The following is a 24,143-nucleotide window of genomic DNA, read 5'->3' as shown; positions in this document are numbered from 1 at the left end:
CGCCACTCCACTCAGTCAACCGACCGGAGCAACCCATGAGCATCGAATCGATCCTGTACTCGGCCCAGGCTACGGCTGTCGGCGGCCGTGAAGGCCGCGCCACTTCGTCCGACAAGACCCTGGACATCGCCCTGTCCACCCCGGCCGAACTCGGTGGCACCGGCGGCACCGGCACCAACCCGGAGCAGCTGTTTGCCGCTGGCTATTCGGCCTGCTTCCTCGGCGCCCTGAAGTATGTCGCCGGGCAGGACAACATCGCCATCGCAGACGATGCCGCGGTCACCGGCCGCGTCGGTATCGGTGCGGTCAGCACCGGCTTCGCCATCGATGTGGCACTGACCATCTCGCTGCCGGGCGTGCCCACCGCGCAGGCCGAGGAGCTGGTGCGCAAGGCGCATGTCGTCTGCCCGTATTCGCATGCCACCCGCAACAACATCAACGTGGCACTGGTCATCGCATGATGCCATCGGCCGCAGCCGGCGGCTGCCTGCTGCGGCCTCTGCGTTCTGCCTAGCGGTCCAGGTCATGCCAGTCATGCGGTGCCGCCGCCAGGAACGCGTGGGCGGCGGCATACAGCGCAGTTGCGCCCTCGGCCAGCGACTCGGCACTGAACTCACCCAGCACGGACAGGGTGCCGGCCTCGCTGCCATCGCGCCGGTGACCCAGTACCAGCACCGGTACGTTTGCCAAACGGGCCAGGCGCAGCGGTGCAGGTTCTCTGGTCACGCCGGTTTCCCGCCACGGGCAGGGGTCCAGCAGGGCCACCACCGTCGCTCCGCGGCGCAGCTGCCGCCAGGCCTCGCCCCGCTGCTGCGCACGGCCGATCTCCAGGCGATGCCCTTGGCGCTTCAGCGCCAGTAGTGTGCGCAGTTCGGGCGAATCGTCGCGGTGATGGGTGTTGACGAAGTAGTGCGCGGGCGCGCCCGGACGATCGAGCACGGCGGCCAGCGCCAGCTCGACATCGCCAGTGGGCAGCAGGCAGACAACACGGCGCCGCCCAGCCGCCGCCGCCCACAGCGCACCCGGGTCCTGCCAGGCCATGCCACGCAGTACGTGTTGCAGGGCGCTGAAGGGCAGGGACTGCAGGCGTTGGAAATGGGCCTGACGCAACCACCGCCCGGCCAGGAAACGGGCGCTCAGTTCCGCCGCAGCCGAGGGCGCGTGGCCCAACCGCTGCAGGGTGTCGAAGGCGCGGCCATGGCGTTCTGCCTGCAGTAGTGGCCCGAGTGCGGAGGCCGCACCCTCGGTTAGAGAGACCCGCGCAGGTGCCGGCAGCAGTGGCAGCAGGACCGCGCCGAGCCGCAGGCTTGCACGGTGGCAGGCTTGCCGGGCCATCAGACGGAGTGCCCACAGGCGCTCGCGGCCTCTTGATGCTGTCATCGTGATGTCCTCGTCAACGGGGAGCGCCCAGCCTCGCCAGCCTTGAGCAGCCCGGAAACCGGACAAGTTCGAAATGTGGACAGAACTGTCTATACGGGCAAATGCGTCACGCATGGCCATCTTTTTGGACTTTGTCCTACATCGACGGCGGCGACCGCCACGCATGCTGGCGCTCCCATGTTCTTCACGCCGAGCGCTCGACGCCGCCCGATGCCATGCCGTCCGCCGCCCCTTCCATTGCCGATTCGCTGCGCCGCCTGCACTCCGCTGCCGGGCCGGCGCCTGCTGGTGCGGGCGAGCTGCAGGCGCTGCGGCGGTATCCGCGACGGCTGATGCTGGCGTGTGGGGCGGTGCTGAGCCTGCTCTCGCTGAGCGTGCTGATCACCCTCATCGTGGTCCAGGTCAACGGCTACGAGGCGCGTCGCATTGCCGAATTCCGCCGTGCGCACACGGCGCTGCAGTTCCAGCTGGCACGCCAGGACGCCGCCTACGCGCGGTTGGCCAACATGGCCGAGTACGCCTGGGATCGCGACGTCCAGCTGGGTGACGCCAGCGCCGAAGCCATGCGCAACGCCTACCTGCAGGGCGGCCAGCGGCTGGTGGTGGCCGCCGATGCAAGCAGCCGGCCGCAGATGGCGCTGGGCCTGGAGACAGCGCAGTGGCGCCCGCAGGAGCTGCAGCGTTATCTGCAGCTGACCACGGCGGTGTCGCTCATCCAGCGCCTGAGCGGAACCGCAGACGATGCCGAGCCCGCCGGTGCATCCTATTTCTTCGATCCCAGCGGGCAGTACCTGTCGCTGGACAAGGGTTTGACCGAGCGCAGCCTGATCACCGCGCTCGCGGCGAATTCACGTAGCGATGTATTCGAACACCTGCGTGCGCCGGCGCAGCTGCTGGCACCGGCCTCCGGCCACGACCAGGTGCCGCTGCTGGAAAGCGTGGAGCGCAGCGACAGCCCGCGGCGGACGTTCGGTCGCCACCCGATCACCGGCGAGCCCTCGCTGGTGTCGGTGTTCCAGGCCAGTGCGGGGGCGACGCCCATCGCCACCTTCGTGGCCTACGAGCCGATGGCACGCCTGCAGGCACTGCTGCGCCATAACAGCAAAGGCCACATCGCATTGCTGGACCGCGACGGCCTGCGCGTGCTGGCCTCGGACGGCGCCGATGCCACGGCCATGCGTACGTCCGCCGACACCGATTGGGTGCTGCTGGGCGACGCCACGCGTGCGCGCTTCCACAACGGCCGATTCACCCTGGCCCTGGCCGTGGCCGGTACGCCCTGGACGCTGGTGGAGACCTACTGCTGGCGGGATATCCTGCGCGGCATCGCACCGATGCTGCTCAGCGGCATTGCCTGTGTGCTGGTGGCACTGGCACTGCTCTGGTTCCTGTTGCTGTGGCTGCATCGGCGCATGTACACGCCGGCGTTCCGGCAGGTGAAAGCCATCTATGCCCGTGACCGCCGTCTGCGCCTGCTGCTCGATCACGTGCCCGTTGGCGTGGCACTGCTGGAAGCCAGCACCGGCCACGTACAGGACTGGAATGGTTCCTTGCAGCGCATGGATCGTGCTGCCGGTGCGCGACTGATGCCACAGCTGCGCGAGGCGATGATGCAGGCCGATACCCGCCATGGTGCGGTGAAGGTGGAGGGCGACATCGCACTGGCAGGCGATCCAAAGCAGCGCCTGTTCCATCGTACGCATATGCATTCAGGTGGTGATGCCTGGCCGGGCGGTGTGCTGCTGATGGTGGAGGACATCAGCCACGATATGCGTGAGCTCGTGGCGGAGCAGAAGCGGACTGCGGAAGCAGAAGCCTGCAGCCGCGCAAAATCCAACTTCGTGGCGGCGATGAGCCACGAAATCCGCACGCCGCTGCACGGCATCATTGGCCACCTGGAGCTGCTCGCACGCAGCCCGTTGCAGGCCGAGCCTGCCGAGCGTGTGCTGCGCCTGCGCCAGTCTGCCGATTCATTGATGGACATCATCACCGATGTTCTGGATCTGTCGCGCATCGAGTCCGGGCAGTGGACGCTCACCCCCGAACGGTTCGCCCCTTCGGCGCTGCTGGAGCGTGTTGCCGTGCTGTACGCCCCGGTAGCACAGGCGAAGGGCCTTCAACTGGATTGCGTGGTGGATGCCGATGTGCCGGCCGCAGCCGTGGCGCCGATGGCGGCCATCGAGCGGGTGCTGCGCAACCTGGCCAGCAATGCGCTGAAGTTCACCGCCTCGGGCCGGGTGCAGCTGCGGGTGTCCTGCCAGCGCGGTGATGAGGGCTGCTACCTGCGCCTTGAAGCCACTGATTCCGGCATTGGCCTGAGCGCTGTCGAGTGCCAGCGGTTGTTCCAGCCGTTTGTGCAGGCCGCGCCCAGCATCGTTGCGCGCTTCGGCGGCTCCGGCCTGGGTCTGGCGCTGTGCCAGCAGCTGTGCGAACGCATGGGGGGGCGCATATGGGTGGAAAGCACCGCCGGCGTTGGCAGCCGTTTCGTCTTCGAGGTGCCGCTGTTGACCTCGATCGCCATCCCGGTGCCGCTGCCGCTGACCGGGCAGCGGATCAATCTGCTGGCTGCGCCTGGCCCGTGGCACGGGGAGCTGGAACGGCGGCTGCAGAAGTGGGGGGCACAGGTGCAGCTGGTACGTGGCCCGGCGGTGGAGGGCGCGTGCGGGGGCGCGTGGGTCCTGTTCGAGGCGCCTGGCGAAGACGTCCGCTGGGTACGGCAGAGTGGCCAGCCGTGGGTCCAGGTCTCCCGCGAGGGGCCGCTGCGCCCACAGCCAGAACAGGGTGGCTGGACGGTGTCCTGCTATGCCAGCGAGGCCTTGTCCCAGGCAGTGCTGCAGGCGCTGGCTTCGGCTGGGCCAGATATGCCAGCTATTGACGCAATCGGATAAATTGCATGGGTACCCACCTCAGGATCACTGTCATGGCAGGCACCGAAGCAGTGCAGGGAACGGACGGCAGGGCCGTCGCCGCGCGCCTGGACGACCTGCGCCGGCTGCGTCGCCGCCTGCTGCTGGGAGGCGGTGCGCTGATCACGTTGCTGGTGCTGCTGACGGCCATTGTCAGCTCCATTGCCGATGTGGAAGAGTTCCACGCCCGCGAACGCCAGTCCTTCCTTGAAGCACGTGCCGCGCTGGACTATTTCCTCTACCAGCGTGACCGGGCCTATGCCACCTCGGTCAATGGCAACGACGTGCTGTGGCGTGACCAGCGGCCGGCCCTGCAGGCGGTCGGTGCGCCGCTGGCCGAGCGCTTCCATGCCCAGGGCGAGGAGGTGGTGGTCCGCGCTGAAGGGCGCACTGCCGTGCCATGGCTGGTGCTGGGTGCCCGCGACAATCCCTTGCCGCCCGGGGAGCTGAAGGCCTACCTCGGCATGATCGACATCTACTCGGCCTATACCGCCGATTCGATTACCTCGCAGGACGTGCCCGGCCCGGTGGCGATGTTCGCCTATGAGCCACAGGGGCGACTGCTGGCCGTGTCCAACGTCCGCGACGAGGCTCAGCTGCTGCAGACCCTGGGCGTGGCCACCCGCCAGCAGGCCTTTGCCCGCCTGCTGCGTGATGAGCCGGAGGTGCGCAAAGTGCCGCCGCGTCCTGGCCCCATCCGTGCCGCGTCTCGTGAGGGCAGGCTGCTGTCGCGCTTTGCAACCAACCCGCTCAATGGGCAGTCGTCGCTGGTGGGTGTGGTCACGATGGCCGAGGGCACCACGCCGTACTTCCGGCGCGTCGTCTTCGAGTCGGTCGACAACATCAAGTCCCGGCTGGAAGCGCGTGAAGAGGGGCGCTATCTGGTGCTGTCGTCCAAGCACGAGGTGGTGCTCAGCAGCGGCGGGCTGAGCAGCCAGGAGCAGGGCCTGCTGCTGCAGGCCTTGCCGGCTCGCATGGGCACCAAGCCTTCGCGGCAGTACGCGCAGGGTCGCTTCATCATCAGTTGCAGCCTGCCGGGCGTGGACTGGACGCTCAGCCATGTCTACGACTGGTCCGATATCTGGGCGGCGCAGGGGCCCTACCTGCTGGCACGCAGCCTCAGCGCGCTGCTGATCATCGGCCTGCTGTGGTGGCTGCTGCTGCGCATCGACCGCCGTGTATTCAAGCCGGCATTGGCCGATGCCTCGCGGGTCTACGAGAGCGAAGCGCTGAGCCGGGCCATCATCGGCACCGCACCGATTGGGCTGGCACTGCTGGCGCGCGACAGTGGCATGCCGCTGTTGCAGAACGAGACCGCACGAGCCCTGGTCGGCGAGGGCGCCGAGGAAGGCAGCGATGCGATCGCACCGCTGTACGTGAGGCTGGCCGAGCTGGGGCGCAGCAGCCATGGCGACGAAGCGCTGGAGCTGCAGTGGTCGCCCGACGACGAGGGTTGCGACACGCAGCTGCAGATCAGCATGGCACTGGCCACGTATCACGACCAAGCGGTCTGGGTCTGTGCCCTGCGCGATGTGACCGCCCAGGTGGAGCTGGAAGACACGCTGCGCCGTGCCCGCGAGGATGCCGAGGCCGCACGCCAGGCCGCAGAGGCTGCAACGCGTGCCAAGTCCGCGTTCGTCGCGACGATGAGCCATGAGATTCGCACGCCGCTCAATGGTGTGCTGGGCCACCTCGAGCTGCTGGCCCGTTCGCCGCTGCAGCCCGGCCAGCGCGAGCGGCTGGATCGCATCCGATTCTCTGCCGATGCGTTGATGCGGATCATCAGTGATGTGCTGGATTTTTCCAAGATCGAAGCCGGGCAGCTGGATGTGGAGCCCGCTCCCTTTGCGCTGCGCCCTCTTATCGAAAGCGTGGCACTGCTCTACGCTCCCGATGCGCTGCGCAAAGGCGTGCGCCTGTTCTTCGCCGTGGAGGCGCCGCTGGGCCAGGACTGCATTGGCGATGCACATCGCATCCGCCAGATCCTCAACAACCTGGTCAGCAACGCGGTCAAGTTCACCGAATCGGGTCGCATCATCCTGCGTGCCGAAGTGCAGGATGTGGATGGCATGGGCACCCAGCTACGCATGCAGGTGATCGATTCCGGCATCGGCATGAGCCTGCAGCAGGCAGGACAGCTGTTCCAGCCGTTCCAGCAGGCCGATGCCAGCGTCTCGCGCCGGTACGGCGGCAGTGGCCTGGGCCTGGCCTTGTGCCAACAACTGGCGCAGGCGATGGGTGGCCAGGTGGCGGTGGAGAGTACCGAAGGCGTGGGCAGCAGTTTCACCCTGCTGCTGCCGGTACGCCTGCAGCCTGCAGCGCTGCCTGCAGCGCAGCCCTTGGCGGGCCAGCGCATCACTGTGCTGTCATCCACGCCTGAGTGGCGAAATGAGGTTGGGCGTCTGATGGCGGAATGGGGCGCGCAAGCCCTGCTGTTGGATGCACCGCAAGCCGATGCCAGCGGCGAGGTGCTGCTGATCGCAGGCGATCACCGCCCATGGGGCCATGACGAGGAGCGGCAGTTGGCGGCTGCCCATCAGCGCACCGTATTCGCGCATGCACAAGGCCCGTTGACGCCGGAATTGCGCGGTGATCGTACCGAAGTGACCTGCTACGCGAGTGAAGCGTTGCTGGCGGCCATTGGCGCGCCGCAGCAAGGTCCAGCGCCCAGCGCTCAAGCCGAGCGGGCCGCCGCGCAATCACGTGGGCGCGTATTGCTGGTGGAAGACAATGCGGTGAACCGTGAGTTGATCCAGCAGCAGCTGGAAGAACTGGGTTTCGCGGTGGAGGCTGCAGAAGACGGTGCCGCCGCATTGGCGTTATGGCGCAATGACACCTATCTGGCAGTGCTGACCGACATCAACATGCCGGTGATGGATGGCTACGCCCTGGCGCGTGAGCTGCGCCAGCGCGGGCAGTCGCTGCCGATCCTGGCGATCACCGCCACCGCACTGGCCAGCGAGCGTGAGCGCTGCCTCGCGGCGGGCATCGATGATCTGCTGCTGAAGCCCTTGAATCTCGAACGCCTTGAGGCTGGATTGAACAGAACCAGTCGGCGCCCGGCCGCTGGGGCCATCGCAACCGCCAGCGTAAGCCGGCCATCCGCCGCCATCCGCCGCCTGTTCGTGGAGACCGGCGACAAGGATCTACAGGCGATGGCCGAAGCACGTGCCGGGAACGACATGCAGCGGCTGCTGGATCGCGTGCACGCGTTCAAGGGCGTGCTGCAGATGCTGGGCGAGCACGCGTTGGGCGAGCGTTGCGGCGAGGTGGAGCAGGTGTTGCGCGAAGGGATGGACGTTCCGGCATCGCAGCTCGATGCCCTGCACGCGGCGCTGCAGGCATGCCTGGATGACTACCGGCGCGAACTGGAGCAGGAATCGTGACGAATGCACCACGCGCCCGATCAGCGCTGCGGATCGGGCACCTTGAGGCCAAGATCGGCCGCGAACGAGAACAGCTCCGCATCGCGCTCGATGCCCAGCTTGCGCATCGCGTTGACCTTCTGCGTGCTGACGGTCTGCTTCTTGCGGTCCAGGCGTGCGGCGATCTCGGTGATGCTCAGGCCTTCCAGGAACAACCGGACCACTTCCACTTCCTTCGGCGAAAGCGCGGTCACCCGGCGCTGCTCCTTGCGGCGCAGCAGTTCCGCCACCGCCGGCGAGTGATAGCGGCGATGCGCATAGACCGCCATCACCGCTGCCTGCACCTGCGAAAGATCATCCGACTTGCTGACAATGCCGGCGGCGCCGCTGGCATCGAGCTTGTGGATCAGGCCGGGCTGGTCCAGGCCGGTCATCACCACGATGCGCAGGGAAGGGTAGTGCAGTGCGAGATAACCCAGCAGCTCCAGCCCATCGCCAAACGCACCGCCGGGCATCGCGTAGTCGGTCACCAGGACATCGCAGGGTTCGCGCTCAAGCAGGGCGACCAGTTCGGTGGAGTCGGCCGCTGCGCCGATGCACTGGATGGCAGGCGCCTCATCAAGCGCACTCCGCACGCCCAGGCGGATCACCGGGTGATCGTCGGCAAGGGCAACGCGAATGGCCAACGAGTTCATCAAGGCGAGTATCCGATGGAAGCGGGAAGGAACCCAGTGCCGGCAGCCGGCAGGGACAACACAGTAAAGAACCGCAAGGACATCATGTCATGAATATCCGCATTGTCATCGCCGATGACCATCCCGTCATCCTCGCCGGAGTGCGTGAGTCCCTGGCCCAGGAGCCGGGGATGGAAATTGTGGCCACAGCTGGAAATTCTACGGCATTGGTCGAGGCATTGAGCAAGCATTCGGTGGATGTGGTCGTAACCGACTTCTCGATGCCAGGGGGCGAGTATGGCGACGGCGTTGCCATGATTGGATTTCTTCGCCGGCGCTTCCCGAAATTGCCACTGGTGGTGCTCACCAGTATTTCGGGGGTGCAGGTGCTGGCCAGCATCGGGCGGGCGGGGGTGAACTGCATTGTCGGCAAGCTCGACCCCGCGGCCGACCTTGCCTTGGCGATCCAGTCGGCGAGATACCAGCGTGGTTTCCTGTCTGCCAGCATCGTGCAACAGCTTGAGCAGCTGTACGACGTTTCCCTGACCAAGCGTGAAGTGGAAGTGCTGCGCATGATTGCGCATGGAATGACCCAGAAAGAGATTGCTGAGCAGCTCAAGCGCAGCCGGCAGACGGTCAGCACGCAGAAGCACTCGGCCATGCGCAAGCTGGGGCTCAAGCGCACCAGCGAGATCTTCGACTATGCCCTGGATCAGGGCCTGGTTTCGGCCTCGCAGGTGGCGCGCGGCCAGCCCGAGGGCAGCGACGATGGATGACGCCGCCGCAACCGGACATTGTCCGATGGAAACTCAGGATCAGGGCGATAGGGTGGAGGCATCGATTGCCGACACGCGCGGAGCCGCCATGCCCCCTCTACTTGACGCACGCATTGCATCGCTGATGTGGAGTTTTGCCCAGCTGACGCCGCATGGACAGAAGCGCTACATGGAACTTCTCAACGAGTACCTGTATGCATCTCCCAGCCAGCGCAAGCAGATGCGCAGCGATTGGATTGCGGCCTATGGCCGGAGCTGCGCATGTGGCGATGAACTGGAGCCGCACTGGCAGCAGGAACGACGCAAGGCCTGACGGCGAAAACTAGAACGAGTCAGACAGCATCAGGGAAGGAATCCGGTCACCTTGGCTGGGTCGGCTACAGCACAGAGTCCTCGTCCTCTCTGGCGGCCGGCATTCCCTTCAATGGAGCTGTCACGATGAACAACCTGCGTCACCTTTCCCTGGTGGCTGCCTTGCTGGCCGGCCTGTCTCCGCTGGCCGCAACTGCCGCCGAAGTTCACCTCTCGCCGAACAGCAATGGTGGAAGTGGTGCCATGCCGTCTGGCTACGGCACGTTGTACTTCAATCTGAAAGAAGGCGATTGGGCCGAAGAGATCACGTTGCCAGCGAATCCGCGGTCGGGCGACGAGGTTCTGTTGACCTCCGAATCGAATCGCATGGCGCGCCTGGATACATCAGGCACCAGCTTCAAGGATCTGGTGTACCTGCCGGTTGGCCGGGGAACTTCGCTGTGGCTGTTCTGGGATCCGAGCGTGAACAGCTGGCTTGTGCTGGGTGGGCATTCGGCTCAATTCGTGCAGCCGCAGTGGGGCATGCCGGAGCTGAGCATTCCGCCATCCGGGGCTCCGGTAACGCAGGTGCACGACAGCGGCTGGAAGTTCACCGCCATCAATCTGCCCGATGCTGCTCCACAGGGGGCACAGTTGGCGGTCACCAGCCGGCAGAGCAATGACATTCTGGTCCGCAGCGGTTCCTCGGTCATGGTCTGTGCTGCGGCGCAGGCCTGTGCCTATGTGTTCGACTTCCCCACGGGCCAGTGGCATCCGCGCAGTGGCGTTGTTGAGATCAGCGCATCGCAGGTCGACCTGCCAGCACCAACAAACCGCTGGACCACGGTCATGGTGGGCAGCCCTGCCGACGATCTGCAGACCCCGGGCATGTTGCGCCTGCCGGCCTCCGGCGTGGATGGCGATGTCTATCAGGTGAAGAATCCTTCGGGGGATCACTTTGCCTACATCCTTGCCGACAACACCGATCTGGGCGAGGTGGTGCCGGTCAGTAGTGGCGTGAACACGTTCTACTTCGATGCGGGCCGCCGCATCTGGATGCATCAGCCCAGGTAAAAAGCCTTGCCTGGCGTGCGGCCAGAAATCCTGGCCGCACGTATCGCCAGTGAATCAGAGTTTGTTAGTGAAGATCTGGTGAAAAATAGGACGAGTCAGACAGCTTGAACGGCGGATCTCCATCAGCCTGATGGGGCCGGGGCGCACGCGCGCGGGTGCGGGTGCGCTCCGGGTAATTCCATTCAAGAGAGAGCAGATCTGATGACGAAGTCGCATCGCAATACCCTGCTGGCCGCCCTGCTGGCGTGCCTGGCCCCGGCTGCTGCATCGGCCACCGAGGCCTACCTGACCCCGAGCAAGAACGGCGGGAGCGGCGTCATGCCGTCGGGCTACAGCAAGCTGTACTTCGAGCTGGCTTCCAGCGATTGGGTCAACCAGATGCAGCTGCCGGCGAACCCGCAGGGTGCCGACTTTGTCGTGCTCAGCTCGCTGGCCCACGGCAGCAGTCGCCTGGACGCAGCCAAGACGGCCTTCGCCGATCTGGTCTACCTGCCGATCGATACCTATGCCAATGTCGAGCTGCGCTGGAGCAAGAACTACAAGCGTTGGGATATCTGGGACGGCCTGAGCGCCCGCCGCGTGATCGCGCGTGGTGACATTGCTGTGCCGCAGTCGGAGCATGCCGTCACCCAGGTCTATGTCGGCAGCCAGCTCGGCCCGGTATCGATGCTGTTGCCGGCCGCTGCACCGAAGGGGGCCGTGCTGGCCGTGGCCAATGACAGTGCCCATGCCGTTGCCATCAGCGGCAATGAGATCGCAGGTGGTCGGGCTTTCGCGTGCCCGGCCACCCAGGCCTGCGCCTTCGTGTTCAACAGCGGCGACGGCAAGTGGCATGCCCGCCATGGTCGCGACCACATCAAGCCGACCGAGTACCAGCTGCCGAAGCCTTCGCAGCGCTGGACCGACCTGGTTACCGGCAGCCCCGCTGAGGATGTGACCACCCCGGTGACCATGCGCATGCCGGCCGATGCCATTGACGGTGACATCTACCAGCTGACCGATCCGTCGAACTCGAATTTCTTCAAGGTTGAAGGTGCTGGCGCCAAGGCGCTGGGCGCCACGCCGGTGACGCTGCGCTATGACGCCACGCAGCGCAGCTGGGTGCGCCAGTACGAGAAGTAATTCGCGTGGATCCCGCGTCCGGGCGAGCCGAGGTCATGGCCCGCCCGGTGATCCGTTTCACTCCACAGCAAGAGACACCCAATGAACGCAAACGCACTGCTCCTGGCGGCGACGGTCGCCTGCTGCCTGCCGCAGCTGGCCCACGCCAACACCAACGAAGGTTACTACGCCACTGTTCGCATCGTTGATGCCGATCACCGTGCCCGCAACATGGATGCCAGCGCCCGCCCGGGCATTGGCCGCTTTGTGGCAGGCGACGAACACCAGCGCTTCGTCACCGGTGCCGTGGGCCTGGGATACGCGCATGGCAACGGCTGGCGCACCGAGGGCGAGTACACCCTGCGCCGCAGTGACACCTACACCAGCGGATCGAGCACATTCGCCACCAGCTTCAACAACCATGACGTTACCTCGCAGCGGCTGATGCTCAATGTCTATCGCGACCTCGCCATCAACGAGGCGTGGTCGATCTACGGCAGCGCGGGTGCCGGTCTTGCACAGCTGAAATCTGCCGGCTGGCAGGGCAACGAGGGCCGTCGCTATGGCAGTACCACGCGTACTGGCCTGGCGTGGTCGGCCGGGGTAGGTGTTTCTGCCGTCGTTTCCAACGGTGTGCATATCGACCTGGGCTACCGCTACGTCGACATGGGCAGTACCGAAAGCGGCTGGAACACCTTTGGCAACGCACGCGGCCTGCAGGACGAAAAGATGCGCCTGGACCTGGCCTCCAGCGAGTTCCACCTGGGCGCCCGCTGGGCGTTCTGAACCGGGAGCTGCGATCCGGCAAGGGCTGACGCTTTTAGTCGTTGTCCTATGCCTGCCGGATAGCGGCATCCGTAGCATTTCCTCTCGAAGGGAATGCCCTTCGCTCAAGCCCATCAACGCGCGGCTTGAACGCAAACAACCAACCCTAAACAGGAATTAATCAACATGAACAAGCTTGCAATTGCTCTGTCCGCCGCGCTGTCGCTGGGCGCTGTTGCGTCGGCCAATGCGGCCGACGCCACCATCAGCTTCAGCGGCGCCATCAATGCCACATCCTGTTCGGTGGGCTTCGCTGGCGTGGCCAGCGGTCCGCTGAGGCTGGCGACTGTCACTAAGGCCACCGTCGAGTCGGGCACAGAGTCGTCCCGTACAACTCCGTTCACTTTGGAAGTTGGCAGTACGGCTAACACGTGCCCTGCCGGCACCATGGAGGTGAAGTTCGTGGATCCGTCGGGTTCGGTCGACGGCAAGATTGGCAACACCGCCGCCAGTGGCGCTGCCACCAACGTTGCGGTGGAGCTGATCCATAAGGATGAGGTGCTGACCCTCGGCGTTGACACGATCAATGAAACGCGGGCCACCGCGGGCGTGTACCAGTACGTAATGCAGGCACGCTACCTCCGCCCGAACCCCGCCGTGGATGTGGTCGCTGGTGACTTCGTAGGCAGCGTCGGCGTCGAACTGACCCTGCGCTGATCCCAACTGTAGCGTCGGGGCCGTCATTGGCCCCGGCGCAGCGCCGCCACACGCCTGCCGGAGTCCAACCATGTTGCGCACTATCTCATTCGCTGCTACTGCATCGCTTGCGCTGCTCGCGTCGAGCGGTGTGTCGACCGCGGAAGCCCGTATCTACCTCGACAGCACACGCATCATCTTCGCTGAGAACAAGCGTGAAGCCACTGTTCGCGTCACGAACGAGTCAAACAACCCGTCATTGGTGCAGACGTGGATTTCCGAGGAGGCGTCTGGCTCTGAGCCGAAATCCTCCACTGTGCCGTTTGTCATTCGGCCGCCACTGTTCCGTATCGATGGGGGCAGGAGCCAGGTCATTCGTATCATGCCTGCGGGGGTACAGCTTCCGCAGGATCGTGAAAGCCTGTTCTGGTTCAACGTCCGAGAGGTGCCCGCAGCTGCACGTGGCGATGGTGGTACCCAGCAGATGCTCCATCTCGTCCTCAACAAGAAGATGAAGCTTCTCTACCGGCCCAAGGCCCTTCGTGCTGACGGAGCCAGCCAAGCGCCCGCTCAACTGCAATGGAGCGTTGTCAAGGACGGCCAGGAGTGGGAGCTGCAGGCCACCAACGGTTCGCCGTTCTTCGTCAACGTAAACAGTGTCGACGTTACAAGTGGAAAGGTCGATGTTGGCACGGGCGCAGTTCCGCCAATGGGTTCGGCCCGCTATCGGCTGAGCCATGCACAACGTCAATCGCTCGGTCAGAGCATCACGTTCGAATATATCAACGATATGGGCGGTGTGCGCAGCATCAGTCTGCCGCTCTCCCAGCCCTGATCGTCGTCTGAATTCCCACCGCGTTTCAGCGGCATGGGCCTGCCTCGCGGGCTCCGAGCCCTCTTGTGCCCTTGAACTGGAAATTTCTCATGAACCGTCCATCTTCGACATCGATGCTGCGTCACCACCGCCTCGCTGCGGCCGTGCTTGCTGCACTGCTGCCGGTCGGTGCGATGGCGGCCCCTGCGCTGGAGTTCAATGCAGACTTCCTGCATGGAGCAGGTGCTGGCCTGGACCTGAGCCGCTTCCAGAATGATGGCCCGCTGCCCGGCACCTACAGTGCCGACATCGTGGTCAATGACGTGCTGGTGGGCCGTCACGATGTTGAGGCACGTGCAGGTGAAGATGGTGAGGTAATTCTGTGCCTGGATCCGGCGTTGTTTGCGCTGATGTCGCTGGACGAGACCAAGCTGGACGCCTACCGCCAGAAGGATGAAGGCCGCGATCTGCTGCCGTTGCCGGAGCAGGCAACATGCGAGGCGATCTCGCGCTTCATCCCGTCGGCCAGCGTGTACCTGGACAGCGGTGAGCAGCAGCTGCAAGTCTCCATTCCGCAGGCCTATCTGCGCTCGAACCGTAGCGGCTGGGTGGCTCCGGACCGCTGGGATACGGGCATCAATGCGGCGCTCATCAACTACAGCGTCAACCACAATCGCTTCGAGAGCGGCGGCCGCCAGAGTAGCCACACCGGCGCGACCATCGATGCCGGGCTGAATCTGGGTGCCTGGCGCTTCCGCCACAGCGGCTACTTTTCGCAGGACAGCAACGGCAATCGCAGCTACAGCGCAAGCCGTAGCTTTGCCGAGCGCGAAATCCGTGCGCTGAATGCCCAGCTGACGGTAGGGGAATCATCCACTGCGGGCGACCTGTTCGATTCGGTCAGCTATACCGGCATCAATCTACGCACCGATCCGCGCATGCTGCCGGAAGTGTTTGGCAGCTATGCGCCGATGGTTCGCGGCCTGGCTCAGACCAATGCGCGGGTAACCATCCGTCAGGCAGGCCGTGTGGTGTTCGAAACCACGGTGGCACCGGGACCGTTTGAGATCGACGACCTGCGCAATACGGCGGGCAGCGGCGATCTTGAGGTTGAGGTCACCGAAGCAGACGGTCGTGTGGAGACCTTTGTCGTGCCGTTTGCCTCGGTGCCGCAGTTGCTGCGTCAGGGCCAGCAGCGCACCAGCTTGACGGTCGGTCAGCTGCGCAATGATGCGATCGACGCGCCCGCGTTCGTTGAGGCGACCCTGCGCCGTGGCGTGGGCAGTGGCTTCACCGCGTTTGGTGGCGCGACCGTTGCCGATGGCTACAACGCGATCATTCTTGGCGGCGCGCTGAATACCCGTCTCGGTGCCTTCTCTGGCGACGTGACCTTCTCTGATACGCGGCTGCCGTCGCCGATGGAGGGCTTCGGCAAGCGCATGCAGGGCCAGTCCTATCGCCTGGCGTACAGCCGCAGCTTCAATACGGCCACCAGCTTCACCTTGGCGGCCTACCGCTACTCGACGGAGGGCTATCTGTCCTTCAGCGATGCGGCGCGCCTGCGCCACGATCTGGCCAACGGTAACTCAGGCTCCAGTGTGACGCGCCAGCGCAGCCGGATCGACCTGACCGTCAACCAGCGCCTGCCGAAGGGCTCGCTGTACCTCAACGGCAGCACCACTGACTACTGGAGCGAGAACCGCCGCACCACCAACTTCTCGCTGGGCTACAACGGCCAGCTGGGCCGTGCTTCGTACAGCATCAGTGCCCGCCGCACGCTGGAATCGTCGCTGTTCAACCGTGGAAGCCAGAAGCAGAGCACGGGTGCCTATCTGAGCGTCAGCGTGCCGCTGGGCCGTGCGCCAGCCGCACCGCGCCTGAGTGCCAGCGCCAGCAGTGACCGCAACGGCGGTAGCTACCGCGCCGGTGTCAATGGCAGCTTCGGCGATGGCATGCAGGGCAGTTACAACCTGTCCTACGGCCAGGCACCCGGCAGCACCAACATTGGCGCGAACGTCGCCTATGCCGCACCGGTTGCGAACCTCAACGCGTCGTGGAGCCGCAGCGACACCAGCCAGCAGCTGGGTCTGTCTGCATCCGGTGGCGTGGTGCTGCACGGCGACGGCGTCACATTCTCGCAGCGCCTGGGCGACACGGTGGGCCTGGTCCACGTTCCGGATGGCCCGGGTGCAGGTGTCGGCAGCTATCGCGGCGTCAAGACCAATAAGCGTGGCTATGCGGTGGTGCCGTACCTCAGCGCCTATCGCATGAATGAAATCGCGGTCGATCCCACCGGTCTGCCGATGGATGTCGAACTGAAGAGTGGCTCGGTAACGGCGGTGCCCACCGCCGGTGCGGTGGTCAAGGCGGTCATCCCGACCGCCAGCGGCCGCACTGCGTTGATCGAGGCGCTGGACAACCAGGGCCAGCCGCTGCCATTCGGCCTGGACGTCTATGACGAGGCCGGCCAGGTGGTCGGTGTGGTCGGGCAGGGTAGCCGCCTGTGGGTGCGCGGTATCAATGACAAGGGGCAACTGCGGGTGAATCCGGGTGCGAATCCGGCGCAGAGCTGCACCATCAGCTATGACCTTGGTGCTGCGGCCAGTGACCAGCTGTACATCAGCAGTTGCCTGCGTGCCAACGTTGCTGAGCGCAATGAACATTCCGAAAGCGAGATGGCGCCTGGCGCCCCGAACTGAAGCAGGTAGCGCTATGAAGAGCATGCAATCGATCACAATGATCTCTACCCATCTTGGTGGGGCGGGCCGAGCCACGATGATGAAACTGGCCTTTGTCGTTGGTGGGTTGCTGCCCTTCGCTGGAGCAATGGCGTGCACTGCGGACCCCAATGAGCTTATCGAGAGCCGGAACCTGGTGTACCAGGATGGCTTTTCCGTGGGCGCTGTGATTACAGATTGGTCCAATGGCGCTCAGGGAAACTATCTTGAGGGTTGTGCCCCGAACGTATGGGTCTCGCTATCCATTGTCGCAACGTCTGTGCCGGTCGGTACCGTCGATGAAATGCCGGTTTTTGCTACCGACAACGCCAACGTCGGTGTTCAGTTCCAGTATCAGTACAATAGGGGAAGAGGGGAAGGTGGCGGCCCGTCTTGGTCGGCTTGGTACGATCTGAGCACGACCGCCGCGACCCATGTCACCAGAAGTTTCGTAGGGACTCACCCCATCACTGAGTATGTTGGCCTGAATTACCGCGCGCGCTTTGTGGCACTTAGGGCCTTCAGCGGGGATCAGCGGGTCGGAAGGGTGCAGGTTGCCGATGTAACGGACCTGACCTACGGAAATGCGCTCAACCAGCGGGTCTTTACAGGGTTCCGGCTGGATGCGCCCATACAGCGCAGTTGTGCGTTCACAGGGGCGGTTGACGGGCGAAAGGTCGAGCTTCCGTTTACGCATGTTTCATCCCTGAAGGATGAAGGCGACGTTGGGCGAGCGGCCGAATTCAGCTGGAGCTTCCAATGCGACTAAGGAAACCAGGGTGAAGAGGAAGCAATGGGGATTAAATACGAAGCCGGCACCACACTGGTGAATGCAGAACAAGGCTTGATGAGTGTCACTGGAGGCGCAACGGGAGTGGACCTGCAGGTGAGGCGTCGTGATGGTGGAACGATGGTGCCTGTTGTGTTCAGCACGCCCGGCGAAAGACCCCGATGGATTAAGTACGAGGCAGAGGAAGGCACCGAGTACCTCGACGTGCGCTATAGGCGCAATGCGGATCCTCTGGTTGCCGGCGAGGCGAATGGTTCGCTGCTGATCTACATCGAGCCATGGTGAGGGCAATCAATGCGCAGATTCATATACATCATGGTTGCTGGCCTTCTGGCAGTTTGCCCCTTGGCACAGGCCGATCTGGGCGTGGAGCACAGCCGTGTGGTGCAGGCTGGCGACTCACCGGTTTCCGTGCGGGTGTGGAACGACGGTGTCCGTGACTCCCTGGTGCAGGCATGGATCGATGTGGGAGACGGGGCCGCGCGTCCGGAGCAGTTGAAAGTTCCGTATGTGGTTGTCCCGCCGATGTTCAAGCTGTCACCTGGCCGGAATCGCGACATCATGATTCGTGCAATCTCCGGCCAGTCCTTGCCTCAAGATCGCGAGTCTGTGTTCTGGCTCAATATCCTTGATGTTCCTGCCGGGGTTCGACAGGACACGGCGCCGAAGCTTGAGTACGCCGTAAACTGGCGGATCAAGGTCTTTCATCGTCCGAAAAACCTGAAGGGCTCGGTTGACACGGCCGCATCCGTGGTGGACTGGCAGATCGAGAGTAGCGGTGAGACGTCTCGCTTGATTGCGCGAAACCCAACGCCCTTTCACGTTAGTCTGGCACGGCTCGATCTAGACGGACGACAGCTGCTGCTTGAGCCAAGCAACGCATTGATTGCGCCCTTCTCTGAGTGGTCATTGCCATTGCACGGCGATACCGAGGGCGTGCAGTTGAACTTCAGATGGGTTGATGATGCTGGAAGGGCGCGTAACGGCCAGGCAAGCGTTTCCGGTCGGTAGTCGAGCGCGTACGGTCGCCAGCAAACGGAGCGGCTTGAGCCGGAATCAGTGAGACAGATCAAGCGGGCGCTGAGCGCTGTGTTCGATCCCCGTGTCGTCGACCCATGTCATCTTCACGTCGAGCGCATTTGCAGGGACGCTGGGTTTCTCTGGCAATGTTCGTGACCATTCGCCGAATGGGGGGACCTGGGCGCGATCTGCTTCAATGGAGAGGGCCAGGGCTCCCAGCTTGAGGTCGGCCAAGCTGACGAAATAGGGCGTGGGGTTCGTCACATGCAACGCGATCTGGCCAGTAGCATTGGTCCTGACGCTCCACCGCAGTGCCGCAGGTGCTTCCTCGGGGCTGCCAGTCAGCCCCGCAGGGCGATGAAAGACTTTCAGCCGCCAGCGCATCGCAAATTCGAGCGTCGGCGCGTTGGCGCCAGTTGTGCGGGCAGGGACATCGGCGATGTTCAGCCACAGCAGTGATTCTCGATCAGTGGGCAAGGTGCGGGTCTCCGCTTCGCGGATCTGAATGTCACGGGTTTTGCCTGCATCCAGCCGGAACAGTGGGGGCGTCACAAAGTAGGGGGTTCGCAGTGCCTCCAGTGGCAACTCCCCGTTGCCTTGGTCCACCCACGCCTGAATGAGCGATGGGTCGCTGCCGATGTTGCGCACCCGGATGCTGGTTGCTGCGGTGCTGCCTTGCTCATGAACCACGCGAGTAGCATTGACCTGCAGATCTGCGCTAGCCGGCAGGGACAGCGAGGCCAGGAGCAGCGTCAACAGCGTGCGATTCAACATGGGTCTGCGCCTAGAAGGGAATGGCTTCGATGGTCAGGGTGCTGCTGGCTGTTCCCGGCACCAGGGGGCTGGCGTTGCGGATGAAGCGCACCTGCATGGCCTGGCTGCCGCTGCTGGGTAGGCCGCCCGTACCCGGGCTCAAGTGGTTTGCGTACCATGTCTCAAAAACGATGGGCTCCTGGGTTCCGTCGGAGCGCTCCAAGGTCACCAGCATGTCCACGCCTTTGGCGTCGCCGCTGGTAGCCAGGTGTCCAGCTGAGTCAGTGATGGCGTCGGCCGACCTGAAAAGGAAATCGCCCCTGCCGCTATGGCCCTGATTGCCGGCGCGACAGCTCCAGCTGAAGGAAAAATCGGCCGGCTCTCCCATGTCACCCGTATTCTTCAGGAGGGAGGTGTGGGTGTCTGGCAGGCGCAGCGAGGTGGGCGGCCTTGCGCTGAAGCTACAGCTGGCTATCTCGCGCAGCCTTCGTTGGGGGCCCTCTACCGACAGTTGCTCCAGCGAAAAACCGTAGCTGCGGTCCGACGCCACCAAGGGTTCCAGATCGCCCATGGCAATGGTTTCCCCGGAGAATTCACGCAGCGCGATGAACCGGTAGTCCACTTCAACAATGATGGGTGCCGTGGGGGTGCCTTTCACGTAGTGCGCATGCGCTGTGATGGGGGTGCCTGCTGTTCCTGGCTCCTGCCATTCGGAGTAGACCGGCTGGCCCGCGCCGTTGATGGATTGCACATAGCGGTACTCCATCTGAATGCCAATACCTTCATGGTCCGTCCGGAACGTGGTGCGCCCCTGGTGGAACCCGGCAAACCCGGTTGCGGAGCGAAGCATCATCTGTGCGCTTGAAATGGGATCGCAATCCACGTAGTACGCGACCGGCGCTGTCATCCAGTCGACTACAACATCGCCTGCCTCGTAGGAATCGTAATAGCCTGCCAGCGCCGCCATCCATTTTTGCGGCCCGGCCGAGCAGGCCGCCTCCACCGCCCCCGCGGGTGCCAACAGGCACAGCAGTGCGACGTATCGCCAGATGAAGACGGTCCTTTTCATGGTGTGGGCCTCCGGGCCGCATGGCGCCTGTGGTGGAGAGTAAGCGACGCACAGGAGCACTGCCAATGGCCTGCGGGAGGGACTGCTCCAGGTGAAGATATTGTGAGGGCGTCCGCGTTTGGTACATGTCCTATATATGCTCACCTGCCTGTTGCCGATCCTGTCAGCCTCTTCTTTTGCCTGTGGGGCAGTACCGTATGTGTACGCCAAATACCGTGGGACGTGCCTTGGGCGCCGCCAAGGCCATCGTCGCGATGACCCGCCATTGGGTTCCCCGCGCGGAGCCCTTGCCTGTGTCCCGTACGGTGTGGAACATTCGCGCATTGCTGGCGCAGGTGCTCGTCATGCCTGAACTCTTCCGGTCGTCCTTGCGCCTCGCAGCCTGGGTGTCCTTGGTGCCTCGTACCCGTCGTCGGCTCTTGGCGGCAGCGTGCGCCTTCCTATGCTGCCCGTTGTTGGCGCATGCAGCCTGCAGCGGCGGAGGCGTCAACCCTCGCTTCTCCGCGCCAGCGAATGTCGAATTCAGCGGCAGGGATGTGCCATTGAATGGCGCTCTTACACCGTGGCTGGTGGCAAATGGCGGCGCCCCCACCGCGGAGTTCCATTGTTCGTCCAGTGATGTCATCAGCCATAGGGTGGAAAGCCATGGTGGCTTCAACATCGAGCGTTACCACGAAAGCGGTGCTTCCTATGTGGTGTACCCCACCGGTGTGGAAGGCGTGGGCTTTGTGTTCCTGGTCGAATCGTCGCGCGGTGGACAGGGCAGGCCTTCTGCCTTGGGCTTCGACGAGGTCTTGCTCAGCGAGGGTGACACCCCTGCCGGGGATGTCGGCACCCGCATCATGGTCAAATACATCCGCACGGGTAATCTGCCCAGTGGCAGCAGGACCACTTCGGCAAAGATGATCATGCAGTCCCGTTTGTACAATGGTTCGGGTGGGCCTTTCACTGACGAAAATCTATGGATTGGCTCGGGTGTTCTGACAATCCGCGATCGTCCCAGCTGCACGATGCGGGGCCAGGATGTACCGATGGGGTCTATTCCGGTATCGGAGTTCAAAGGCGTGGGTTCGCATGCGGGCGAGCGCCGCTACGAGCTCGTGCTGGATTGCGAGGCGGGTGTTGGGCAGGTGAACTATCAGGCCGTACCAACCACCGTGGTGATCAACAGCGAACAGGGCCTGGCAGAAGCCAGCGGTGGCGTAGTGGGCGTGGCCTATCAGTTCCTTGATGGCGACGGCTCGCCCATGGGGTTCTACGACACGAAGGAGTTCGGGCGTGGCTCCTCCAGCACGGAAGTGCTGACCAAGACATTCGGTGTGCGTTACCAGCAGACCCTGCCCACCATCACGCCAGGTGATGCCAATGCGGGCCTGGTGTTCAGCCTCACTTTCCCTTGAAGCAAAGCGAAACGCGCGGAGCGAGCATGGCCATGAGTACAACCTTGCGCTGCCTGATTGCTGCACTGCCGCTGCTGTTTGGTGTGGCAGCAAAGGCGGAAGTCTCCGTGCAGGGGACGCGTGTGATCTATCCGGCAGGGCAACCGGAAGTAGCAGTTGTTCTGAAAAATGAAGGACAACGTGCCTCGCTGATCCAGGCATGGGTCGCCGATGGCGGCATTGAGCAGAAGGCCGAAGCCTCCCGGGCGCCATTCGTTCTCGACAAGCCCTTGTTCCGGCTGGATGCGGGGCAATCGCAGGTTCTGCGCGTGCGCGGCCTCCCGGAGCGAGCACCGAAAGGAGATCTTGAGCACCTTTATTGGTTGAATGTAATGGACGTGCCCCCGCGCGAAACCACCACGGGAGAGAACACCGTGCAGCTGGCGATTCGTTTCCGTATGAAGGTGTTCTATCGGCCTGCTGGCTTGGGCGCGCCAGAGAACCCCGCGGCCAAGGTCCGCTTCAACCAGACGCAGGATGCACTGACGCTACACAACGATTCCCGGCACTACTTCAATGTTGCGGAGATGACGCTGGTATCTGCAGCAGGCGAGCGTCCACTTGACAGCTTCTATCTCGCGCCGGGAGAGACGAAGACGCTGGCCTATCCGGCTGGGTACACCGGGCCACTGACAGCGGTGCGCTACAGCTGGGTGGATGATGACGGCATTCTGCACCAGGAAAATCCTGTTATTAAGCGCCCGTAGCGTCGAACGTCGTTCGACGCTGAGCCTGAATCCAGGTGAAAGGTGCGTGAATTCAGGCTGAAAATTCGTCGTTATCCTATACCGCTGGCGTTGGTTGCGGAGGAGGCTGAGCCTTCCACCAACACTGGAAACAGGCCGCATGTTCAACAAGAAGACAGTTGCTCCCCTCCTCGCCGCACTGGCACTCGCTACCGCTCCCATCGCCGCCCAGGCCGCAGACCACGAAGGCTTCTACGCCTTTGGCGGCATCGGTGCCACCGGTATCGAAGGCGAGCTGTCCACCAAAGAGAAATCCGTCAAGCAGAACGACACGGTGTCCAGCCTTCAAGCCGGCGCAGGCTATCGCTGGAACCGGCACCTGGCCGTGGAGGTTGAAGCGCATTCAACGCTGGGCAAGGCGGATCTGCTCGAGCTCGGCGAGGTGAGCAGCTACGGCATGCGCGGCGCGGTGGTGGGCATCGTGCCGCTGGGCGACCGCTTCGAACTGGTCGGCAAGCTCTATGTTGGCAATGAGCGCAGCCACTGGCGCGAGGGCAGCGTCAAGCCGTACTGGGTGAAGACGAACGAGATCAACGTGGGTGTGGGCGTGGGCGCCCGCTATTGGTTCAACGACGCCATGGCCCTGCGCCTGGATCTGGACAATCTGGGCAAGAGTGACTACCGCGCCGGTCCGAGCAAGGGTGAGCTGAAGGTCAGCGCGATCAACCTGGGCCTGCAGTACCAGTTCTGAGGCCTGTCGCCGCTGGCGCGCTGTGGCGTCCGGTCGGGGCGCCACAGCGAAGGTCGGGTGACCCGCATAGCCGCGAGGCGGAGGCGGGTTGAGCGCTGAAAACAAGGCGTATTCGCCGCTTCGGCAGTATGCGACAATGCCGCCCGTTACATGATGTCTCCGTCTGTGCCGCTGCGGCGCTTGATGTCTGCCGCGCAGTTGTGCCCATGATGGGGTGCCACCGAAAAAGGGTGGCCGGGTGTGGAAGCCCGTTGACTATGTGCTGGTAACACTTGCCAGCCGGCGCCGCCTTGTGTGGCGCCGGCTGGCAATCCGTTCGCGTTCCATGGCGGGCGGTACGTGGGGTGCGCGCAAGCGCATCCGCCGGCCAATAGCACTAGTCACCGGTTTCCACACACGTACCGTCCGCCGCCTTTGTTAAGGGCGGTGCCGTAGCCTTGCACGGAGACCTGCCATGAACGCAACCGATATTCCCCCTCTGCGCGCCCAGTACACCCCGGCCAATACCGATGAGGGCACAGCGGAGACGCCCGATCCCAACAGCCTGATCGCCTTGCTGCACCAGATTGGCCTGGGAGCGGCGGCCGACGGGCAACCCTGGCCCGAACGCCATCAACTGCCGGGCCGCTGCCTGGCGCTGGCCGATGCCGATGGTGCGTTGGCCGGCCTGCGCGTGGTGCAGGAGATCCTGCTGGCGGCCGAACGCGCCCGGCAGAATGGTGGCCCCGAGCACTACGTGGGCGACCGGGTGATGGAAGGGTTGAAGCTGGCCGCGTTGGCGCTGACCAACCAGGCCATCTATCGCCTGCATCCGGAATGAAAGCGTAGGCCGACGTTCAGTAGATCCACGCCACGCGTGGATGCTCTGGCATGGCCGTTTGTGGAGTCGAGCCATGCTCGGCTCATTCCATCATCGCGCGAACGGCAGCCGGGCATGGTTCGGCTCTACAGGACGGCAGGCACAATCAGTGTAGCCGCATCAGTGGCAGTTCAACCACGTAGCTTTTCATAGCAGTCCTATGGAAGAAGCGCCTGCCTGCAGCGAGGCTGTATTGGCTCTCTAGGCCGTACTTCTT

General features: G+C 63.9%; 22 protein-coding genes. 18 read left to right on the top strand and 4 right to left on the bottom strand.

Going from position 1 to position 24,143, the window contains the following annotated elements:
• Nucleotides 1-35: 35 nt before the first annotated feature.
• The gene (locus ACZK3J_RS12540; RefSeq protein ID WP_032129483.1) at nt 36-461 is read left to right on the top strand and encodes an organic hydroperoxide resistance protein; all 426 of its coding nucleotides are present in this window, start codon (nt 36-38) and stop codon (nt 459-461) included.
• Nucleotides 462-510: 49 nt separating this feature from the next.
• On the opposite strand, the gene ACZK3J_RS12535 is transcribed toward ACZK3J_RS12540, so the two are convergent.
• Nucleotides 511-1,380: a hypothetical protein gene (locus ACZK3J_RS12535; protein ID WP_049460977.1), complete on the bottom strand. Its 870-nt coding sequence runs from the start codon at nt 1,378-1,380 to the stop codon at nt 511-513.
• A gap of 215 nt (nt 1,381-1,595) precedes the next feature.
• Between ACZK3J_RS12535 and ACZK3J_RS12530 the strand changes: the two genes are divergently transcribed.
• Together ACZK3J_RS12530 and ACZK3J_RS12525 are read left to right on the top strand one after the other, a co-directional pair.
• Nucleotides 1,596-4,268 (top strand): ATP-binding protein, encoded by a 2,673-nt coding sequence (locus ACZK3J_RS12530; protein ID WP_478475880.1) that lies wholly within the window; start codon nt 1,596-1,598, stop codon nt 4,266-4,268.
• A gap of 32 nt (nt 4,269-4,300) precedes the next feature.
• Nucleotides 4,301-7,672, top strand: coding sequence for a response regulator (locus tag ACZK3J_RS12525; protein WP_478475879.1), 3,372 nt, complete (start codon nt 4,301-4,303; stop codon nt 7,670-7,672).
• A 20-nt stretch (nt 7,673-7,692) separates the two neighbouring features.
• Here ACZK3J_RS12525 and ACZK3J_RS12520 read toward each other — a convergent pair whose 3' ends face one another.
• Nucleotides 7,693-8,346, bottom strand: a complete 654-nt coding sequence (locus tag ACZK3J_RS12520; protein WP_049460981.1) for a response regulator — start codon at nt 8,344-8,346, stop codon at nt 7,693-7,695.
• An 89-nt stretch (nt 8,347-8,435) separates the two neighbouring features.
• Here ACZK3J_RS12520 and ACZK3J_RS12515 point away from each other — a divergent pair, with 89 nt between their 5' ends.
• From ACZK3J_RS12515 to ACZK3J_RS12465, 11 genes are all read left to right on the top strand, one after another.
• On the top strand, nt 8,436-9,101 hold the full coding sequence (locus ACZK3J_RS12515; protein ID WP_049460983.1) for a response regulator: 666 nt from the start codon (nt 8,436-8,438) through the stop codon (nt 9,099-9,101).
• Entirely contained in the window at nt 9,094-9,414 is a 321-nt protein-coding gene (locus tag ACZK3J_RS12510) for a hypothetical protein (RefSeq protein WP_149908512.1), read from the top strand. The genes ACZK3J_RS12515 and ACZK3J_RS12510 overlap by 8 nt, the downstream gene beginning before the upstream one ends.
• A gap of 125 nt (nt 9,415-9,539) precedes the next feature.
• Nucleotides 9,540-10,466, top strand: a complete 927-nt coding sequence (locus ACZK3J_RS12505; protein WP_049460988.1) for a hypothetical protein — start codon at nt 9,540-9,542, stop codon at nt 10,464-10,466.
• Between the two features lie 201 nt (nt 10,467-10,667).
• Nucleotides 10,668-11,588, top strand: a complete 921-nt coding sequence (locus ACZK3J_RS12500) for a hypothetical protein (protein WP_049460990.1) — start codon at nt 10,668-10,670, stop codon at nt 11,586-11,588.
• Between the two features lie 81 nt (nt 11,589-11,669).
• Nucleotides 11,670-12,353, top strand: coding sequence for an outer membrane protein (locus ACZK3J_RS12495; RefSeq protein WP_277778350.1), 684 nt, complete (start codon nt 11,670-11,672; stop codon nt 12,351-12,353).
• Between the two features lie 165 nt (nt 12,354-12,518).
• Nucleotides 12,519-13,049: a fimbrial protein gene (locus ACZK3J_RS12490; RefSeq protein ID WP_277778351.1), complete on the top strand. Its 531-nt coding sequence runs from the start codon at nt 12,519-12,521 to the stop codon at nt 13,047-13,049.
• A gap of 70 nt (nt 13,050-13,119) precedes the next feature.
• Nucleotides 13,120-13,863 carry a fimbrial biogenesis chaperone gene (locus tag ACZK3J_RS12485; protein ID WP_049460995.1) on the top strand — a complete coding sequence of 248 codons (744 nt, stop codon included), beginning with the start codon at nt 13,120-13,122 and terminating at the stop codon, nt 13,861-13,863.
• Nucleotides 13,864-13,952: 89 nt separating this feature from the next.
• Nucleotides 13,953-16,541, top strand: coding sequence for a fimbria/pilus outer membrane usher protein (locus tag ACZK3J_RS12480; RefSeq protein ID WP_277778352.1), 2,589 nt, complete (start codon nt 13,953-13,955; stop codon nt 16,539-16,541).
• 13 nt (nt 16,542-16,554) lie between these two features.
• A complete protein-coding gene (locus ACZK3J_RS12475) occupies nt 16,555-17,328 on the top strand; it encodes a hypothetical protein (protein ID WP_478475878.1) in 774 nt (257 codons plus the stop codon).
• A 24-nt stretch (nt 17,329-17,352) separates the two neighbouring features.
• A complete protein-coding gene (locus tag ACZK3J_RS12470) occupies nt 17,353-17,634 on the top strand; it encodes a hypothetical protein (RefSeq protein ID WP_478475877.1) in 282 nt (93 codons plus the stop codon).
• Between the two features lie 60 nt (nt 17,635-17,694).
• Entirely contained in the window at nt 17,695-18,360 is a 666-nt protein-coding gene (locus ACZK3J_RS12465; protein WP_161802561.1) for a fimbrial biogenesis chaperone, read from the top strand.
• A 45-nt stretch (nt 18,361-18,405) separates the two neighbouring features.
• Here ACZK3J_RS12465 and ACZK3J_RS12460 read toward each other — a convergent pair whose 3' ends face one another.
• On the bottom strand, nt 18,406-19,143 hold the full coding sequence (locus ACZK3J_RS12460; RefSeq protein ID WP_478475876.1) for a fimbrial biogenesis chaperone: 738 nt from the start codon (nt 19,141-19,143) through the stop codon (nt 18,406-18,408).
• Nucleotides 19,144-19,153: 10 nt separating this feature from the next.
• Complete coding sequence (locus ACZK3J_RS12455; protein WP_414576734.1) at nt 19,154-20,191, bottom strand: fimbrial protein; 1,038 nt, start codon at nt 20,189-20,191, stop codon at nt 19,154-19,156.
• 227 nt (nt 20,192-20,418) lie between these two features.
• Here ACZK3J_RS12455 and ACZK3J_RS12450 point away from each other — a divergent pair, with 227 nt between their 5' ends.
• From ACZK3J_RS12450 to ACZK3J_RS12435, 4 genes are all read left to right on the top strand, one after another.
• Entirely contained in the window at nt 20,419-21,591 is a 1,173-nt protein-coding gene (locus ACZK3J_RS12450; RefSeq protein ID WP_277778355.1) for a fimbrial protein, read from the top strand.
• Between the two features lie 32 nt (nt 21,592-21,623).
• Nucleotides 21,624-22,337 carry a fimbrial biogenesis chaperone gene (locus ACZK3J_RS12445; RefSeq protein ID WP_080356495.1) on the top strand — a complete coding sequence of 238 codons (714 nt, stop codon included), beginning with the start codon at nt 21,624-21,626 and terminating at the stop codon, nt 22,335-22,337.
• 139 nt (nt 22,338-22,476) lie between these two features.
• Nucleotides 22,477-23,067, top strand: coding sequence for an outer membrane beta-barrel protein (locus tag ACZK3J_RS12440; protein WP_478475875.1), 591 nt, complete (start codon nt 22,477-22,479; stop codon nt 23,065-23,067).
• A gap of 454 nt (nt 23,068-23,521) precedes the next feature.
• Nucleotides 23,522-23,887, top strand: coding sequence for a hypothetical protein (locus ACZK3J_RS12435; RefSeq protein WP_049461010.1), 366 nt, complete (start codon nt 23,522-23,524; stop codon nt 23,885-23,887).
• Nucleotides 23,888-24,143 lie beyond the last annotated feature (256 nt).

Source organism: Stenotrophomonas sp. 86428_Sma (genome assembly GCF_056481585.1).
This window is presented reverse-complemented; position numbering and strand designations above follow the sequence as displayed.